This is a genomic window from Pseudomonas sp. MLB6B, assembly GCF_054508135.1.
Genome location: NZ_CP199313.1, coordinates 1,156,993 through 1,172,925 on the forward strand (window position 1 = coordinate 1,156,993; position 15,933 = coordinate 1,172,925).

Consider the following 15,933-nt stretch of genomic DNA (forward strand, 5'->3'; position numbering starts at 1 on the left):
AACGAACTCCTGATCCTGGTCCTTGTGACGCTCCGCTGGGAGCCTTTGGGGCAGCCTGTGCGAGCGCCACGTCGTATAGACGCAAACGAGCTTAACCGCGACACCACTGCGACGGATCGGCAGGGCGACCTTGCTGGCGGATGGCGAAATACAGACCGGCACTTTCCTGGCCGCCGCTGTCGCCAACGGTGGAAACGGCCTCACCGGCCTTCACGATGTCTCCGGCATGCTTCAACAGACTCTGGTTATGGCCGTACAGGCTCAGGTAACCGTTGCCGTGGTCGAGGATGACCAGTAGCCCGGCACCGCGCAACCAGTCGGCGAACACCACGCGGCCACCATGCACCGCCCGCACCTGGGTACCGGGCGAGGCGCCGATCAACACCCCGTCCCATTTGGCGCGCGCATCGTTGCCGCGCGCATCGCCGAAGCGTGCCAGTAGTCGACCATTGACCGGCCAAGGAAGTTTTCCGCGGGCCGCAGAAAAAGCCCCGCCATAGCTGGCGCCATCGCTCGACACCACTGGCCCCAGTGGTTGCCGCGGGCGGGCGGGGGCTTCCTCGACCGGCTCCGGCTCCGGCTCGCTGCGGGCCGCATCGCGGGCCTTCTCGGCCTCGGCCCGGGCCAGGGCTTCCTGCTGCCGGCGCTTTTGCGCCTCCTGCTCGGCCAACAGCGCCCGCTGCCGCGCTTCTTCGGCCTCGCGGGCCTGGCGAGCGAGGGTCTCCTCGATGGTCTTGAGCACCTGGTTGAGGTCGGCCTGGTCCTGCTGGCGCGCCTGCAAGGCCTGGTTGCGCTGCTTGAGGTCGCCGTTGATCTTGGCCAGCACTTGCTGGCGCTCGCTGCGCACCGCTTCGAGGTCGTGCTTGCGGCTGTCGAGGTTGCCGCGCTCGGCCAGCAACTGTGCCTGCTGGCGCGAGATGTCCTGCTCGACGCCGGCCAGCTGGCTCAAGGTCTGGTTGAAGGCGCGCAACTGCTCCAGGCGCGCCTTGCTCAGGTAGTCGTAGTAGGTGAGGGTGCGGGCGAACTTCTCGGGGTTCTGCTGGTTGAGCAGCAGCTTGAGGTATTCCTCTCGACCGCTCTGGTAGGCGGCACGGGCCTGGATGGCGATCAGCCGCTGCTGTTCAACGCGGGCGCTCTGGAGTTTTTTTTTCTCTTTATCGAGGCGCTCCAGCTCGCCTTCGGTCTTTTTTAGTTGCTGTTGCAGGGCCTCCACCTGCTTCTCCAGCGTACCGATTTGGGTTTCGGTGGTTTGCAGGTCTTTCTGCACACCGGCCTTTTCCGCCTGGACCTTACCGAGCGCGCTCTGCAGCTCGGCGATGTCCTTGCGGGTGGCTTCCAGTTGTTGCTGGGTCTGCGCGCGCTCGTCGGCAAAGGCCGGACTGAGCAGGCACGACAAGGCGAGGGGAAGGAGTGCACGGAGCATGGGGAAGGCGTACCAGGTTGGAGAACGACCTAGTATGCCCGCCCATGCCAGCAAAAAAAACGCCCCGCCGGATTTACGGCAGGGCGTTGGCCAGCAATGCCCGACATTGGGCCCGGCTCGCCGTCAGGCGTCGAGCAGGATCGAAGTGCCGGTCATCTCTTTGGGGATGTCCATGCCCAGCAAGGTCAGCATGGTCGGGGCCACGTCGGCCAGCACGCCACCTTCGCGCACCTTGAGCGGACGCTTGCCGATATAGATGAACGGCACGGGTTCTGTGGTGTGCGCCGTGTGCGCCTGGCCGGTGGACTCGTCTTCCATCTGCTCGACGTTGCCATGGTCGGCGGTCAGCAGCGCCTCGCCGCCCACCTTCTCCAGCGCATCGACCAAGCGTCCGACGCAGGTGTCCAGCGCTTCCACAGCCTTGACCGCCGCGTCGAACACGCCGGTGTGGCCGACCATGTCACCGTTGGCGTAGTTGACCACGATCACGTCGAAGCGCTGTTGCTCGATGGCTTCGACGATGCGGTCGGTCACTTCGGGTGCGTTCATTTCCGGCTGCAAGTCATAGGTGGCGACTTTGGGCGACGGAATGAGGATGCGCTCTTCGCCTTCGAACGGCTCTTCGCGCCCGCCGGAGAAGAAGAAGGTGACGTGCGCGTACTTCTCGGTCTCGGCGATGCGCAGCTGGGTCTTGCCGTGCTTGGCCAGGTACTCGCCCAGCACGTTGTTCAGGCTGGCCGGGCCGAAGGCGGCCGGTGCCGGAATTTTTGCCGAATATTGGGTCAGGCCGATGAAGGCCGCCACCTTGGGCAGGCGCGCGCGCGGGAACTCGTTGAAGTCCGGCTCCACGAACACCCGCGACAGTTCACGGGCGCGGTCGGCGCGGAAGTTCATGAACACCACCGCGTCGCCGTCTTCGACCGTCACCGGCGCGCCGATGCGCGTGGCCTTGACGAATTCGTCGCTCTCGTCGCGGGCATAGGCTGCCTGCAAACCGGCCACGGCGCTGTCGGCGCTGTAGTCGGCGGTGCTGTCGACGATCAGGTTGTAGGCGGCGCTGACGCGGTCCCAGCGGTTGTCGCGGTCCATGGCGAAGTAGCGGCCGATGAGGCTGGCGATGCGGCCCTTGCCGAGCTTGGCGAAGGTGGCGTCGAGCAGCTCAAGGGAGGCCTGGGCGCTGCGCGGTGGGGTGTCGCGGCCGTCGAGGAAGGCGTGCAGGTAGATCTTCTCGGCGCCGCGCTGGGCGGCCAGCTCGGCCATGGCGACCAGGTGGTCCTGATGGCTGTGTACGCCGCCGTCCGACAGCAAGCCGAGAATGTGCACTGCCTTGCCGGCGCCAACGGCCTTGTCCACCGCGCCGGTGAGCACCGGGTTGCTGAAGAACTCGCCGTCGCGAATGGCCTTGGTCACGCGGGTGAAGTCCTGGTACACCACGCGGCCGGCGCCGAGGTTCATGTGCCCGACTTCAGAGTTGCCCATCTGCCCGTCGGGCAGGCCGACGTCCATGCCCGAACCTGAGATCAGGCCGTGCGGCTGGGTGGCACGCAGGCGGTCGTAGACCGGCGTCTTGGCGGCGGCAATGGCGTTGTATTCAGGGCTTTCGCTATGACCGAAACCATCGAGGATGATCAGGACCAGGGGTTTGGGCGTGCTCGTCATCAATCCTACTCACGGTTGCTTGAAGGTGATAAAGACCCGCATTTTAGGGCAAATCTCCCACTGACTGCGAATAATCCTCCGGCTGGTCAGGCAGGGCGCCGACAGGCTGCTCGGCGAAGCGTGCCGCCGCCTGCCGGCCGGGCTGTGGCGGGTGCGGGGCGGTGTGTATACTGGCCGGCATTTTCACTCGCTTGGAACAGCCCTGATGGTTGAGAAACTGCTTCAATTTGCCTCAGAAAACCTTCTTTTGGTCACCGTCTTCGTTGTTCTGCTGGTGCTGCTGTTGCTCAACGAACTGCGTCGCGGCGGCAAGAGCCTGAGCACCGGCCAGCTGACCGCGCTGGTCAACGCCGACAAGGCCGTGGTGGTCGATGTGCGCACCAACAAGGAATACGCCGGTGGCCACATCGTCGGCGCCGTGAACATTCCCCACGACAAACTGCTGGGCCGCACTGCGGAGCTGGAAAAGCACAAGGGCAAGACCTTGATCCTGGTCGATGCCATGGGTCAGCAGGCCGGTACCCTGTGCCGCGAGCTGCTCAAGTCCGGCTTCGACGCCGCCCGCCTGAGCGGCGGAGTGTCCAGCTGGAAAGCCGACAACCTGCCATTGGTGAAGTGACCATGAAGAGCGTCATCGTCTACTCCAGCGACTATTGCCCCTATTGCATGCGGGCCAAGCACCTGCTGCAGAGCAAGGGTGTGGCCTTCGAGGAGATCCGCGTCGACGGCAAACCGCAGCTGCGCGCCGAAATGAGCCAGAAGGCCGGCCGCACTTCGGTTCCGCAGATCTGGATCGGCGCCACGCACGTGGGCGGTTGCGATGAGCTGCATGCCCTGGAGCGCGCCGGCAAGCTCGACGCCTTGCTGCAATCCTGACTTCACGTCTCGTTCAATTTCACTGGAAAAAAGGACCCGTCATGACCGAACAACAGAACACCGGCGCTGCCGCCGAAGACACCTCCCCGCAGTTCTCCATGCAGCGCATCTACGTGCGTGACCTGTCGTTCGAGGCTCCGAAAAGCCCGGCGATCTTCCGTCAGCAGTGGGAACCGAGCGTCGGCCTGGACTTGAACACCAAGCAGAAAGCCCTGGACGGCGACTTCCACGAAGTCGTGCTGACCCTGTCGGTCACCGTCAAGAACGGCGAAGAAGTGGCGTTCATCGCCGAAGTGCAGCAGGCCGGTATCTTCCTGATCAAGAACCTCGACGCCGCTTCCATGAGCCACACCCTCGGCGCGTTCTGCCCGAACATCCTGTTCCCGTACGCTCGCGAAACCCTGGACAGCCTGGTCACCCGTGGCTCGTTCCCGGCCCTGATGCTCTCGCCGGTGAACTTCGACGCGCTGTACGCGCAAGAAATGCAGCGCATGCAAGAAGCTGGCGAAGCGCCTTCGCTGCAATAAGCGAAAGCGGGTCCGCCCGAGTAGGAGCGCCATCCTGGCTGCTCCTACCTCCCTTCCTCAGGCAAAACCCTGTTGCCGCCACGCCTCGTAAACCGTCACCGCTACCGTATCGGACAGATTCAAGCTGCGACAGCCCGCACGCATGGGCAGGCGCAAGCGCTGTTCGGGCGGCAGGCTGTCCAGCACCTCGGCTGGCAGTCCACGGCTTTCCGGGCCGAACACGAAGGCATCGCCTGGCTGATACGCCACCTCGTGGAACGGGCGCGACGCCTTGGTGGTGAACGCGAACAGCCGCGGTTGTCCAAGGCTTTCCAGGCATGCTTGAAGGCTGGTGTGGCGCTGCAAGGTCGCATATTCGTGGTAGTCCAGCCCGGCTCGACGCAGGCGCTTGTCGTCCAGCTCGAAACCCAAGGGCTCGATCAGGTGCAGGTGGCAGCCGCTGTTGGCGCACAGGCGGATGATGTTGCCCGTGTTCGGCGGGATCTCAGGTTGAAAGAGGATGACGTGAAACATGCACGGCTCCAGGCAGGCACAGGAAAATGACGCGCATTCTACCCTCGAACCGGACCCACGTCCGAAGGCGCGGCGGCACATGCTGCTGGCACTGGCGTTGTTCGGCACCTTGGTGGGGCTGATGATCGGCCGCCTCACCACGCCCACCCCCAGCACGCTGGAGCGAATCGAGGTAGTCGACGGTGGTCTGGACCTGTGGTTCGACAACGAACCCAAGCTGCATGGGGAAACCGTTCAGGGTACGGTGGCGCTGCTGTTCGATGCGCGGGGCAAGCCCGCACGGGGCCAGCTGCGCCTGGCCGGAAAGCCGGTCGGTTGGCGTGTGCAGCACAGTGACAAGGGCTTGTTGCTGACGGTGGTGGCCGCGCGCCCTCTGCGCGGTGACTGGACTGGCGCAGAGGACGCGGGACGCTGGCGGGTGCAGGTGAAACTGCACGAATAAAAGAGGGGATATCTCGGCCTGCCTGTACCAAGGTCCCCGAAACTGGAGGTACCAAGGTTATTGCAGGTGTCGTGCCAAGTTGTGATACGCCGTATAAACAGGATGTTTACCGGGTTTCATGCGCTTTCAGCCACTTTCCAGGCTTCCCTATGGTGCAGTCGGCACAGGATCGGTGCACGCAGCTGCTGGTTACCCCCTTACGCGTAGATCACGCCGCAGATCATCGAGATAGGGATAGGCCGCCCGGCCATGCAGTAGCTGTTCGCGATCGATATCGGCCAGCAATTGGCAGGGCGCTCGCCCGCCCATGGCCAGCAAGCTACCGTCGGGGCCGACGACGCTGCTCTGCCCGCAATAGGCGATGTCGTCTTCCTTCCCGCAGTAGTTGGCGTAGGCCAGGTAGCACTGGTTTTCCTGGGCCCTGGCCCGCACGGTGACCTGGCAGATGAAGTCGTAGGGCGCCATGTTGGCCGTGGGTACCAGAATCAGCTCGGCCCCGGCCAGCGCCAGGTGCCGGGAATTTTCCGGAAACTCGATGTCGTAGCAGATCAGCAGGCCGAGCTTCCAGCCGTGCAGCTCGACGATCGGGCAAGGCGCGTCGCCGGCGCTGAACTGGGCACGGTCCAATTCACCGAACAAATGGGTCTTGCGGTAATTGACCAGGCGCTGGCCTGTGGCATCGATCAGCTGCACGCTGTTGTACACGCGGCCATCGGTACCGCGCTCGGCGTAGCCGTAGACCACGGCGAGGGCATGGGCCTGGCAGAGCCGGGCTATGGCCTGGGCCGAGGGGCCGTCGGCGGTCTCGGCCAAACGCTCCACCGCCATACGGCCGATGGCGTAGCCGCTGAGAAACATTTCCGGACCCACCAGCAATTGCGCGCCACAGGCTGCGGCGCGCTGCATCTGCTCGCCCAGGCGTTGCAGGTTGCCTGAGACGTCCAGAGGCTGCGGGGTGGTTTGTAGAACGGCGATACGCATGTTGGCTCCTGGATCAGTCGGGCAGGGCAATCGGGCCGATTTCATGGAACACGTCGCCCGGCCCTGGGTTCTCGCTGTGGGTCTGCCCGCCGTAATGGGCGAGGATGCCCCACACCGCGTTCAACGACGTCTGTACCGCGCCTTCGACCCAAGCCGGTGTCCACGACACGTCATCCCCGGCGAGGAAGATGCCGCGCTGCTCGCTGGGCAGGTCGGCCTGCATGAAGTGCGCGTACATGCGCTGGTTGTAGCGGTAGTGCCCAGGCAGCGCGCCTTTGAAAGCACCGAGGAAATACGGATCGGCTTCCCAGGAAATGCTGATCGGGTCGCCGATGATGTGTCCGGCGATGTCGGTGCGTGGGTAGATCTTCTTCAGGGCTTCCAGCGCCAGTTGCACACGCTTTTCGGTGGGATGCGGCAGCATCTTCAGCGCATCGCTCATCCAGGCGTAGGACAGGCAGATGACCCCGGGTTTGTCGTCGCCGTTGTCGAACAGGTAAGTGCCGCGGGTCAGGCGGTCGGTAAGGGTCATGCTCATCAGGTCGCGGCCGGTGTCCGGGTCTTTGTCCTTCCAGAACGGCCGGTCGACCATGACGAAGGTTTTCGAGGCCTGCATGTAGCGCGTGCGGTCCAGGGCCATCCACAGCTTTTGCGAGAACAGCGCTTCTTCGCAGTCGATCTGTGTGGTTAGCAGCCAGCTCTGGCAGGTGACCAGCACCGCCGCGTAGTGCCGGGCATTGCCCCAACTGTCGGTCACCGCCAGCAGGCCGTCGGCGGCGCGAGCGATGCGCTTGACCCCACTGCGCGGCGCGCCGCCATGCAGGGCGCTGAGGCTGGTGCCGCTGGGCCAGTGCGCGCACCGCTCCGGCACGTGCCGCCAGAGCCCCTGCGGCACCTGCTCGACGCCACCGACCACCAAATGTTGATGGTCGTCGCAATTGGTCATCACCACACGGAAGATTTCCAGCATCGAATTGGGAAAGTCCGAGTCCCAGCCGCCGGTACCGAAGCCGACCTGGCCGAACACCTCGCGGTGCAGGAAGCTCAACTTGGCGAAGGATTTCGAGGTGGCGACGAAGTCGTAGAAGGTGCGGTCGTCCCACAGCGGCACGAGTTGGTCCCACAGCTGTTTGAGCCGCGGCACGTCACGGTCGCGAATGGCCTGCTGGATGTCGCCGAAGCTGGCCCGCTCCTCCAGCGCGTCGGCCCAGGCCTCGGCCACTTCGTTGAACAGGGCGGGCAGGTCGGCGGCGTTCTGCGCGTAGTAGGTCTGCCCCTCCAGATCGATGACCGTGCTGCCGGAGGCCGGCGTCAGCGGGTTGGGGAACGGACGCGTCTCCAGCCCCAACTTGTCGACATAGTGGTAGAAGGCCGTGGACGACACCGGAAAGCGCATCCCCCCCAGTTCGGCGACGATGCCGTCGGTGCCGTTGAAGGCTTGCGAACGTAGGCGCCCGCCCAGTTTGGAGGCCTCGTAGACCACGGGTTTCAAACCCAGCTTCATCAACTCGTAGGCCGCGACCAAGCCAGCGATACCCGCACCGACGATCGCCACCTCCTCGCCGTGCCGTTCGGCCGGAATGCTCCCCAACCCTGCCGGGTGCTCCAACCAATCGTCGAACGCGAACGGGAAGTCCGGGCCGAAGATGGTGATGGGGGCCTTGCCGTCAGCGGGGTGGCGGTTGTGCTTGTTCATGACCTGACCTTACCGGTGGGGCTGCGCGGGACGGAGCCTGAGTATAGGAAGTGCATCCAAAGTGACCAGGTGCCGGGGTTCGCTTCCGTGTGTAGGAAGCATTGCCTCCGGACCCGCGGCCTGGAAGATGCCTGAGGGTCAGTTTAGAGAGGGCAACGCTCGTAGATAAGACGCAATTCGTCAGCGTTTCGCCCAGTTTTCGAACAAAACGACGAAGCCTACGGAGCTTTCGGCGAAGTCAGCGTCGCTCGCTGCGATCGAGCTTGTTGCTGAGGATGATCGAGGTGGTGGTCTTTTCGACCCCTTCCACCCCACCGATCAGGTCCAACGACCGGTCGAGCTGCTCGGGCGAGTCGGTGCGCAGCCAGGCCACGTAATCGAACTCTCCGCTCACCGCACACAGCTGCTGCACTTGGCCCATGGCGCTCAGGCGCTTGACCACGTCCTTGCCCGAACGTGGACGCACCTTGATGCCGACGTAGGCCTGCAAGCCGCCTTCGAGCAAACCTTGCCCGAGGCGCACGCCATAACCGGTGATGAACTGGGCCTTCTCCAGGCGGGCCAGGCGCGAGTTCACCGTGGTGCGCGCAATGCCCAGCTCCCGCGCCAAGGTAGCGACGCTGGCGCGGGCGTTGATTTGCAGCAGCGAAATCAAGTGACGGTCGGTGTCATCCAACGTGACGGGGCGTGCAGGTGACATGGCGAGTCTCTATAGGCGGGGAAAGCAGACTAGCTATCGGCAACGGCGGTCGGCAAGCCCGAGACTCTTAGTTAGACCTGCCGACATCCGTGGCGCTGGGCCGTCTTGCTACCTACGCAAGCATGGCACTCGGCGTAGCGCCTTCACTGGCTCGAACGGCTATTCCTCTGTTCGGGCGTCGAAGTGGCAGGTTGGTGCAAGTGGCCACCGGTCGGGTCCTCGATCTGGTACGCCTTGCCGTGTCGTCCGCCGTCGGCAGCGGGATCGGGGCGGGGGATGGCGATGTCCGCGCGTTGCTGTCTGGTCTTCGCGGTGTCGATGCCCAGCCGCGCGTTACGCTGCTCGACCATCGCTGCGTCCGCCTGGCCATCGGCGGTGAAGCCCATCATCAGTTGCGGCACGCCCACCGGCAGGTTCTTGTCCTGGTCGGTATGCCAGGTGTGCCAGGTCTTGCCGTAGGTATGCGCCAGGCGCTCCATCAACGCATGCTCCGCAGGCGCCGGAATCCCCGGCGCGACCAATTGGCCCGAGGACACTTCGTAGCCGTGGCTGTGCCACAAGGCTTTCTCTTTGGTTGGCAAACCGGCGAACAGCTTCTCGTCGATGATGTACTCCACACCCATGATCTTCGCGTCCTCACGGTTGCCGTCGAAGATGACGCACTGGATCACGTCCTCGTTGAGGATCGAGCAGTAGTGGTGCGCTTCCATCTGCACGTGCGGATGGCCATTGTAGAAGTGGAAGCCGTCGAGGTAGGCGTTGATCTTGGAAATCGGCGTCTTGGCCTGCAAGGTGGCGGCGCCGGCTTCGAGCAGTTGGGTCTTGGCGGATTCGGGACGGCCCGGCGCGTCGACCGCCGATTCGGTTTTCGGCGCGGCGCAGCCCCCGATCAGGGCGCAGGCGAGGGGAAGGGCGGCAAGCAGGTGAGGCGGGCGCATGGCGGTGGTCTCTTGGCGTGTGTGCTGCAGAGGACCACCTCGCCCAGGTGCCTGTTCAGCGTGTATGGGGGGGAAGGGGCATAGAGGTGCCAAGCCCGTCACAGTCTTCGAACGAATCGATTCGAATGGGCTCAACCGTCGCGCCCGAGCGTGAGCAGTACGCTGTCGAACGCCGCCGTCCAAGGGGCAGACACCTGTCGCTCACGAAGCACATCCAGCCCTTGTCGGGTGAAGGTGCCAGGCGTAGCGATGGCGTCTCCCAGCGCTTGGAGGTCCGTATCCGGGGCGTGGCGGGCACTGGCGAGGCAATCCTGCAGGTTGCTCAACACCAATTGCCTGGCCTGCGCGTGCGGCAGGCCCTGTTCGACGAACCAGCGCTGCAGGTCTTGCAGCCAGAAGTAGAACCAGCCGTTCATGCAGGCTGCGACGGTGGCTGCTTCGAAGGCGCTTTCCGCTTGCAGCGCGATGAGCGTGCCCAAGGGCGCCAGCAGTTGCCGGGCAGCCTCGTTGTCGGGGTAGGTCACGACGGTCGTGGCGTTGATTTCGGCCGCGTAGGACAGCATGGCCCTGACGATGGTGGCTTCGGGAAAGTGCCGAGCCAGCGTGCTCGACGGCATGCCCGCCACCAGCGAGATCAGCGTCTGGTCGGCGCCTAGCGACACTTCGCCAGCCAACTGCGCGACGACGTCCGGACGCACGCCCAGTATCAGCACGCTCGACCGCTCGACCACCGTTTGATTGTCGGGCATTACCCGGCAATCGAACCCGTCGCGCAGCGCCGATGCGCGTTGCCGATTGCGTGGGGAGAGATGAATGGCGCCGGTATGACCGCCATGACGTAGACCGCGTACGACTTTCTCCGTCAGTTCGCCTACGCCCAGGATGCCTATGCTCTGCATGCTCGCTCCGTGTCTTTGGGGGAAGGTGGGCAGTGTGGCATAGCTGCGCTTGGCAAATAGACCGATCAGACACCCGCGGTTTGCGACTAGGCGAAAGCGATACCGGCATCTCTATCCGCATCACGATTGCAAATCCCCTGGCACTTGCCCACAATGCGACCAATTATCATTTACGCAGCGCTCGGACGCGCCCTAATGTCTTCCCATCACCCGAGCTTGACCACCCTCTACGTCGACCATCACCGCTGGCTGCAGGCCTGGTTGCACAGCAAGCTGGACAACGCCGCCGACGCGGCCGACCTCGTCCAGGACACCTTCATCCGCCTGCTCAACCGTCGCGAGCGGCTGGAGCTGAAAACCCCTCGCGCCTTCCTGCGCACCGTCGCCAAGGGCCTGGTGATCGACCATTGGCGGCGTGGTGAAATCGAGCGTGCCTACCTGGAAGCCCTGGCCCTGCGGCCGGAGCTAGAGTCGCCTTCGCCCGAATCCCGCGAGCTCATCCTCGAATTGCTCGAAAGCATCGCGCGCATGCTCGACGGCTTGAAACCCAAGGTGCGGCAGGCATTTCTGCTGGCGCAATGCGAAGGCCTGTCCCATCAGCAGATCGCCGCGCGGATGGGCGTTTCGCTGCGGTCGGTGGAGCGCTACGTCGCCGATGCGCTGTACCACTGCTACCTGCTGCGATACGGCGCATGAACCGTGCCCCGAGGGCCGAGGCGCCTTGCGAGACGGTGGTCAGGCAGGCCATCCAGTGGTCGTTGCGCTTGCAGGTCCACCCGCGCGATTCGCGGCTCTACCAGCAATGCCAGCATTGGCGGGCGCAGACGGACGAGCATGAGCGGGCCTGGCAGCGGGTACAGGCGCTCAACGGTGAGTTGAACGCGCAATTCGCGGCGCTGCCCGCGCCCGCCGTGGCGGTCGAAGCGCTGGAGCAGAGCCGGCAGCGGCTGGACCGACGCCAGGCTTTGAAGCTGTTGTCGGGCGTGGCAGTGCTCGGTTCCACTGCCTGGTTCGCCCGCGACCTGTCGCCCGTGCAGGCATGGCGCGCCGACTACGCCACGGGTGTCGGCGAGCGCGGCAGCTTCCGCCTGGCCGACGGCACCCGGCTGCAACTCAACACCGACAGCGCGGTGGACCAGCACTTCACCGCTCGCCACCGCTCGATCAGCCTCACACGTGGGGAGATTCAGCTGGAGACCGAGCCCCGGCCATCGGCCGACAACCGGTGGCCGTTGCAGGTGCGTAGCGAGCACGGCGTGTTCGAAACCTTGGGCGGGCGGTTCGTGCTGCGCCAGGGCAAGGACCAGACCCGGTTGAGCGTGACGGCTGGGCAAGTGCTGATCCGCCCGTTCAACGCCAACCCGATCGAAGTCCACCCCGGCCAGGATTACCGAATCAGCGCCACGCGAGTGCTGCGCGTGGCGCAGCCGGACATGGACGCGGCCGCCTGGGTCGACGGCCTGATCGTCACCCGCGGCATGCGCTTGCACGACTTCCTGGCCGAGGTGGCGCGCTACCGCCGGGGGCGTGTGGCTTGCACCGACGACATCGCCGACCTGCGGCTGTCCGGCGTGTTTCGCCTGCAGGATACGGACAAGCTACTGGCCGTCCTGGCGCAGACGCTGCCCGTGCGCGTGGAGTACCGCACGCGCTGGTGGGTCACCCTGCGGCGCCAGGCCTGATCTTTTTTGGCGGGTTTTGCGCAGTCGTCCGGCTAAGAGGGAATCACCCCCTCGACTCCACCCCTTACGGAACTCCCGATGACCCGGCAACTGACCTCTTCCCAAGCGCGCTCGTCCGTCGACCGCGCCGGCGCACGACGCAACCGTCTGAGCAGTGCGGTTCGGCTCGCGACCCTGACCACGGCGCTGGGCGTCGGCGTCCTGTCTGCGCAGAGCCAGGCCCAGGAAACCACGGCCGTCGCCGCCAGCACGCGGGCCTATGCCATTGCACCCGCACCGCTGGGCGAGGCGCTGAACCAGTTCGCACGCCAGGCGGGGATCACCCTGTCGGTCACCCCACAGCAGACGACCGGCGCGCAGTCCCCCGGTTTGCAGGGTCAGTACTCGGTCGAGCAGGCCCTGGCGCTGCTGCTGAGCGGCAGCGGTCTGCAGGCCGTGGCCACCGACACGGGCAGTTACGTGCTGCGCCCTGCGCAGGAGGGCGACGTCTTGTCCCTGTCGGCGACGGATGTACGCGGCTTCACCCTGGGTAACGCCCTGGGCAGCGTCGACGGCTACACCGCGACCCACAGCCAGGTGGCGACCAAGACCAGTACCGCGCTGGTGGAAACCTCGCAATCGGTCTCGGTCGTGACCCGCCAGCAGATGGACGACCAAGGCGCACAGACCGTCGCCCAGACCATGCGCTACACCCCCGGTGTGCTGACCAACCCCTACGGCGCCACCCACCGCTACGACTACGTGGCCATGCGCGGCTTCAACGACGGCGCGGTGGACAACATCTATCTCGACGGTCTGAAGTCGATGGGCGACAGCGGCACCTTCAGCACCATGCAGGTCGATCCGTACTTCCTCGAGCGCGTCGACATCCTCAAAGGCCCGTCGTCGGTGCTCTATGGGCGCAGCTCCCCCGGCGGCCTGGTGGCGCTGACCAGCAAGAAGCCGCTGTACACGCCGTACCACCAGATCCAGGCCACCGTAGGCACCCAGGGCCAACGCGGCATGGGCTTCGACTTCAGCGGGCCGGTCGATGACGACAAACGCATTGCCTACCGTCTGATCGGCCTGGCAGACAAATCCGACACGCAATTCGACCACGTCGAGGAAAAGCGCTACGCCATCTCGCCTACCGTCAGCATCGACTTTTCCGAAGACACCTCGTTGACGTTGCAGGCCTACCTCCAGCACGACCCGGAGGGTGGCTACCATGGCGGCGTACCGGCCGACGGCAGCCTGCACCAGCGCAACGGCCGGCGCATTTCCGAGCACTTCTTCGATGGCGAGCCGAACGTCGATGGCTACAGCCGGGACCAGCAGTCCTTCAGCTACCAGTTCGAGCACCGCTTCAACGATGTCTTCACGGCCCGTCAGAACTTTCGCTATCAAGACTCGAAAGTCGAGCTCGACCAGATCTACGGCTATGGCTGGACCACACCGACCAGCAACGAGCTGAACCGCTACTACTCGGGCGGCAAAGAGCGCCTGCACGCCTTCATCGTCGACAACATGCTGCAAGCCGACTTCTTCACCGGCAGTGCCAAGCACACGCTGCTGCTGGGCGCCGACTACCAGCGGCGCAAGACGGTGGTGGACTGGAGCAGCGGCGCGGTCGCCTCGCTCGATGCCTTCGATCCGGTCTACGGCAAAGACGCGATCGACTACTACAGCCCTACCAGCTACCTGCGCCGCCTGGAGCAGACCGGGGTCTATGCCCAGGACCTGATCGAATGGGACCAATGGCGCTTCTCCCTGGGCCTGCGCAACGACTGGGTCACCACCTCGGACGAGAACCGCATCGCCGAGTTCGGGCGTCCGGAAGGCACCGAAATCGAGGACAAGCGCACCAAGACCACTGGCCGCGCCGGCGTGCTCTATCTGTTCGAAAACGGCATTGCGCCCTACCTGAGCTATTCGGAGTCCTTCAACCCCAATTCCTACTCCGACAATACCGGCAGCCCGCTGGCGCCTACCGACGGCACGCAGTGGGAAGCCGGGATCAAGTACCAGCCGCCGGGCACGGACGATCTGTTCACCGCCTCGGTATTCCACATCGAGCAGGAAAACCTGGCCTCCAAACTGCCGCAAGAGAACTTCTACCGCCCCGTTGGCGCCGTGCGTTCCCAAGGGCTGGAACTCGAAGCGCACATGCAGGTGACCGACAGCTTCAAACTGCTGGGCAGTTACACCCTGACCGACATCGAGTATTCGAAGTCGATGCCCAGCACTTTCAGTACGGCCGGCAACGTCATCGACAACAAGGGCAATTCGCCGACCCAGGCGCCGAAGCATATGGCTTCGTTGTGGGGCGACTACGCGTTTAACAGCGGCGCGCTGGACGGTCTGCGGGTCGGCGGTGGGGTGCGGTATGTCGGGTACAGCTGGGCCGACGCCGAGAACACCATGAAGGTGCCGTCGTACACGTTGTTCGACGCGTCGGTGGGCTACGACTTGGGCAAGGTGGGGCTCAAAGGTGTGGATGTGCGGGTCAATGCCAACAACCTGACGAACGAATCCTACGTCGCCTCGTGCGCAAGCCTGAGCTATTGCTACCTGGGTGAAGAGCGCAATGTGAATGCGACGGTGAGTTACCAGTTCTAAGGGGGTTAGGGCTGCGTCTTCTGGAATCGGGTTCGTGCGCCTAGCGCGTTGAGCCGTTCTTCCAGAGTCCGCAGCCGTTTGCGCACGCCGCTCGCTGCTTTCAGCGGCGGCGTGTCGGCGAGCGCCAGGGTTTCTTTTAGCGGTATGCCCAGGTGTTTGCTGACCAGCTGAACGACGCGCAGTTTCTGTGGGCCGAGGTCGGTGACAGTCAGATCGCCTGACTCGAAATCGCTCGGGTCGTAGGGGGGAGGGTCGAGCGATCGCTCTTCCTCCAGGTCCGCAGGTTGCTTGCGCGCGTCGATGACCTCTTCCCAGAACGCATTCGCAGGGCCGGTTTCGGCTTCGATCAAGGTTTGCCATTGGCCGGCGTCTGGCGTGTCTGCCAGTGCCTGCAACAGCCGGGCAAAGGTCTCCAAACTCGGCGCGATCTCCAGCGCATCCCAACGTCCGGCGCCATGCGGGGCGTAATAGACCGGGTAGCCGCGGTCGGCCTGGTCTGCGGCGATGAAGATGGGGTCGTCGAGCCCGGTTTGGGCGATGGCGTACCAATCGGGATGCCATGCGCCGTCCGCTTCGCTTACCAGGCTTTCGCCGGTGTGGCCGTGGGTGCGTATGCCTACCTGGAAGACTTCCAGGGTGTCGAAGTGCGCATAGCGCGTGGGCAGGAGCAGGTCGCCTACGACGATGGGGTGGGCCAGGAAGGTGTGCAGTAAGGGGGTAAAGCGTGGCATGGCGTCGGGTTCTGGCCAGGTTTTAGTCTTTATCCTATTAAGGGAGTCTTGGGGCTGCAATGACGGATACAGGCAGCAAAGCCGGCTCGCATATGGGGTGGACTACCCGCTGCCGAAGGTGCTTTGTGCAGAAACGCAAAAAGCTGCGCAATGCACGGCTTTCAACAAGATGGTGGGCCAACAAGGATTCCAATTATGGGCATTTTCTGCCAAACGGTCGGTCTTCGCTTGTGGCAAATTGGCATCATGTTGTAGATTCAGTAAGCCA

Annotated in this window: 16 protein-coding genes; 7 read left to right on the plus strand and 9 right to left on the minus strand. The window is 64.3% G+C overall.

What is annotated here, in order from left to right; all coding sequences use genetic code 11:
• Positions 1–91: 91 nt before the first annotated feature.
• Both ACSMEV_RS04880 and gpmI read right to left on the minus strand, forming a co-directional pair.
• Positions 92–1,423, minus strand: coding sequence for a murein hydrolase activator EnvC family protein (locus ACSMEV_RS04880; protein WP_459207482.1), 1,332 nt, complete (start codon positions 1,421–1,423; stop codon positions 92–94).
• A 123-nt stretch (positions 1,424–1,546) separates the two neighbouring features.
• Positions 1,547–3,082, minus strand: a complete 1,536-nt coding sequence (gene gpmI / locus ACSMEV_RS04885; RefSeq protein ID WP_459207483.1) for a 2,3-bisphosphoglycerate-independent phosphoglycerate mutase — start codon at positions 3,080–3,082, stop codon at positions 1,547–1,549.
• A 205-nt stretch (positions 3,083–3,287) separates the two neighbouring features.
• Between gpmI and ACSMEV_RS04890 the strand changes: the two genes are divergently transcribed.
• Genes ACSMEV_RS04890 through secB form a run of 3 tightly spaced genes read left to right on the plus strand, consistent with a single transcriptional unit; the run spans position 3,288 to position 4,485 of the window.
• A complete protein-coding gene (locus ACSMEV_RS04890; RefSeq protein WP_459207484.1) occupies positions 3,288–3,701 on the plus strand; it encodes a rhodanese-like domain-containing protein in 414 nt (137 codons plus the stop codon).
• A gap of 2 nt (positions 3,702–3,703) precedes the next feature.
• Positions 3,704–3,958: a glutaredoxin 3 gene (grxC, locus tag ACSMEV_RS04895; RefSeq protein ID WP_296269097.1), complete on the plus strand. Its 255-nt coding sequence runs from the start codon at positions 3,704–3,706 to the stop codon at positions 3,956–3,958.
• Between the two features lie 41 nt (positions 3,959–3,999).
• A complete protein-coding gene (gene secB, locus ACSMEV_RS04900) occupies positions 4,000–4,485 on the plus strand; it encodes a protein-export chaperone SecB (protein ID WP_296269096.1) in 486 nt (161 codons plus the stop codon).
• A gap of 57 nt (positions 4,486–4,542) precedes the next feature.
• Here the strand turns inward: secB and trmL are convergent, their stop codons facing one another.
• A complete protein-coding gene (trmL, locus tag ACSMEV_RS04905) occupies positions 4,543–4,998 on the minus strand; it encodes a tRNA (uridine(34)/cytosine(34)/5-carboxymethylaminomethyluridine(34)-2'-O)-methyltransferase TrmL (protein ID WP_459207485.1) in 456 nt (151 codons plus the stop codon).
• Between trmL and ACSMEV_RS04910 the strand changes: the two genes are divergently transcribed.
• Positions 4,997–5,440: a hypothetical protein gene (locus ACSMEV_RS04910; RefSeq protein WP_459207486.1), complete on the plus strand. Its 444-nt coding sequence runs from the start codon at positions 4,997–4,999 to the stop codon at positions 5,438–5,440. The two genes, trmL and ACSMEV_RS04910, sit on opposite strands and share 2 nt — an antisense overlap.
• Before the next feature lie 189 nt (positions 5,441–5,629).
• Here the strand turns inward: ACSMEV_RS04910 and ACSMEV_RS04915 are convergent, their stop codons facing one another.
• The 5 genes from ACSMEV_RS04915 to ACSMEV_RS04935 form a co-directional block, all read right to left on the minus strand.
• Positions 5,630–6,421, minus strand: a complete 792-nt coding sequence (locus ACSMEV_RS04915) for a carbon-nitrogen hydrolase family protein (RefSeq protein ID WP_459207487.1) — start codon at positions 6,419–6,421, stop codon at positions 5,630–5,632.
• A 13-nt stretch (positions 6,422–6,434) separates the two neighbouring features.
• Positions 6,435–8,117 (minus strand): flavin monoamine oxidase family protein, encoded by a 1,683-nt coding sequence (locus ACSMEV_RS04920; RefSeq protein WP_459207488.1) that lies wholly within the window; start codon positions 8,115–8,117, stop codon positions 6,435–6,437.
• Positions 8,118–8,355: 238 nt separating this feature from the next.
• Complete coding sequence (locus ACSMEV_RS04925; protein WP_459207489.1) at positions 8,356–8,817, minus strand: Lrp/AsnC family transcriptional regulator; 462 nt, start codon at positions 8,815–8,817, stop codon at positions 8,356–8,358.
• A gap of 143 nt (positions 8,818–8,960) precedes the next feature.
• Positions 8,961–9,755 (minus strand): OBAP family protein, encoded by a 795-nt coding sequence (locus ACSMEV_RS04930; protein ID WP_459207490.1) that lies wholly within the window; start codon positions 9,753–9,755, stop codon positions 8,961–8,963.
• 131 nt (positions 9,756–9,886) lie between these two features.
• On the minus strand, positions 9,887–10,654 hold the full coding sequence (locus ACSMEV_RS04935) for an NAD(P)-binding domain-containing protein (protein WP_459207491.1): 768 nt from the start codon (positions 10,652–10,654) through the stop codon (positions 9,887–9,889).
• 195 nt (positions 10,655–10,849) lie between these two features.
• Here ACSMEV_RS04935 and ACSMEV_RS04940 point away from each other — a divergent pair, with 195 nt between their 5' ends.
• The 3 genes from ACSMEV_RS04940 (at position 10,850) to ACSMEV_RS04950 (ending at position 14,934) form a co-directional block, all read left to right on the plus strand.
• Positions 10,850–11,350 (plus strand): sigma-70 family RNA polymerase sigma factor, encoded by a 501-nt coding sequence (locus tag ACSMEV_RS04940; protein ID WP_459207492.1) that lies wholly within the window; start codon positions 10,850–10,852, stop codon positions 11,348–11,350.
• Entirely contained in the window at positions 11,347–12,336 is a 990-nt protein-coding gene (locus ACSMEV_RS04945) for a FecR family protein (RefSeq protein WP_459207493.1), read from the plus strand. The genes ACSMEV_RS04940 and ACSMEV_RS04945 overlap by 4 nt, the downstream gene beginning before the upstream one ends.
• A gap of 78 nt (positions 12,337–12,414) precedes the next feature.
• A complete protein-coding gene (locus ACSMEV_RS04950; RefSeq protein WP_459207494.1) occupies positions 12,415–14,934 on the plus strand; it encodes a TonB-dependent siderophore receptor in 2,520 nt (839 codons plus the stop codon).
• Positions 14,935–14,939: 5 nt separating this feature from the next.
• On the opposite strand, the gene ACSMEV_RS04955 is transcribed toward ACSMEV_RS04950, so the two are convergent.
• Positions 14,940–15,665 (minus strand): SMI1/KNR4 family protein, encoded by a 726-nt coding sequence (locus tag ACSMEV_RS04955; protein WP_459207495.1) that lies wholly within the window; start codon positions 15,663–15,665, stop codon positions 14,940–14,942.
• Positions 15,666–15,933: the final 268 nt, after the last annotated feature.

Excerpts from the sequence above, each read along its gene's own strand:
- ACSMEV_RS04880 (WP_459207482.1), bottom strand. The coding sequence starts at position 1,423 with ATGCTCCGTGCACTCCTTCCCCTCGCCTTGTCGTGCCTGCTCAGTCCG.
- gpmI (WP_459207483.1), bottom strand. The coding sequence starts at position 3,082 with ATGACGAGCACGCCCAAACCCCTGGTCCTGATCATCCTCGATGGTTTC.
- ACSMEV_RS04890 (WP_459207484.1), top strand. The coding sequence starts at position 3,288 with ATGGTTGAGAAACTGCTTCAATTTGCCTCAGAAAACCTTCTTTTGGTC.
- grxC (WP_296269097.1), top strand. The coding sequence starts at position 3,704 with ATGAAGAGCGTCATCGTCTACTCCAGCGACTATTGCCCCTATTGCATG.
- secB (WP_296269096.1), top strand. The coding sequence starts at position 4,000 with ATGACCGAACAACAGAACACCGGCGCTGCCGCCGAAGACACCTCCCCG.
- ACSMEV_RS04910 (WP_459207486.1), top strand. The coding sequence starts at position 4,997 with ATGCACGGCTCCAGGCAGGCACAGGAAAATGACGCGCATTCTACCCTC.
- trmL (WP_459207485.1), bottom strand. The coding sequence starts at position 4,998 with ATGTTTCACGTCATCCTCTTTCAACCTGAGATCCCGCCGAACACGGGC.
- ACSMEV_RS04915 (WP_459207487.1), bottom strand. The coding sequence starts at position 6,421 with ATGCGTATCGCCGTTCTACAAACCACCCCGCAGCCTCTGGACGTCTCA.
- ACSMEV_RS04920 (WP_459207488.1), bottom strand. The coding sequence starts at position 8,117 with ATGAACAAGCACAACCGCCACCCCGCTGACGGCAAGGCCCCCATCACC.
- ACSMEV_RS04925 (WP_459207489.1), bottom strand. The coding sequence starts at position 8,817 with ATGTCACCTGCACGCCCCGTCACGTTGGATGACACCGACCGTCACTTG.
- ACSMEV_RS04930 (WP_459207490.1), bottom strand. The coding sequence starts at position 9,755 with ATGCGCCCGCCTCACCTGCTTGCCGCCCTTCCCCTCGCCTGCGCCCTG.
- ACSMEV_RS04935 (WP_459207491.1), bottom strand. The coding sequence starts at position 10,654 with ATGCAGAGCATAGGCATCCTGGGCGTAGGCGAACTGACGGAGAAAGTC.
- ACSMEV_RS04940 (WP_459207492.1), top strand. The coding sequence starts at position 10,850 with ATGTCTTCCCATCACCCGAGCTTGACCACCCTCTACGTCGACCATCAC.
- ACSMEV_RS04945 (WP_459207493.1), top strand. The coding sequence starts at position 11,347 with ATGAACCGTGCCCCGAGGGCCGAGGCGCCTTGCGAGACGGTGGTCAGG.
- ACSMEV_RS04950 (WP_459207494.1), top strand. The coding sequence starts at position 12,415 with ATGACCCGGCAACTGACCTCTTCCCAAGCGCGCTCGTCCGTCGACCGC.
- ACSMEV_RS04955 (WP_459207495.1), bottom strand. The coding sequence starts at position 15,665 with ATGCCACGCTTTACCCCCTTACTGCACACCTTCCTGGCCCACCCCATC.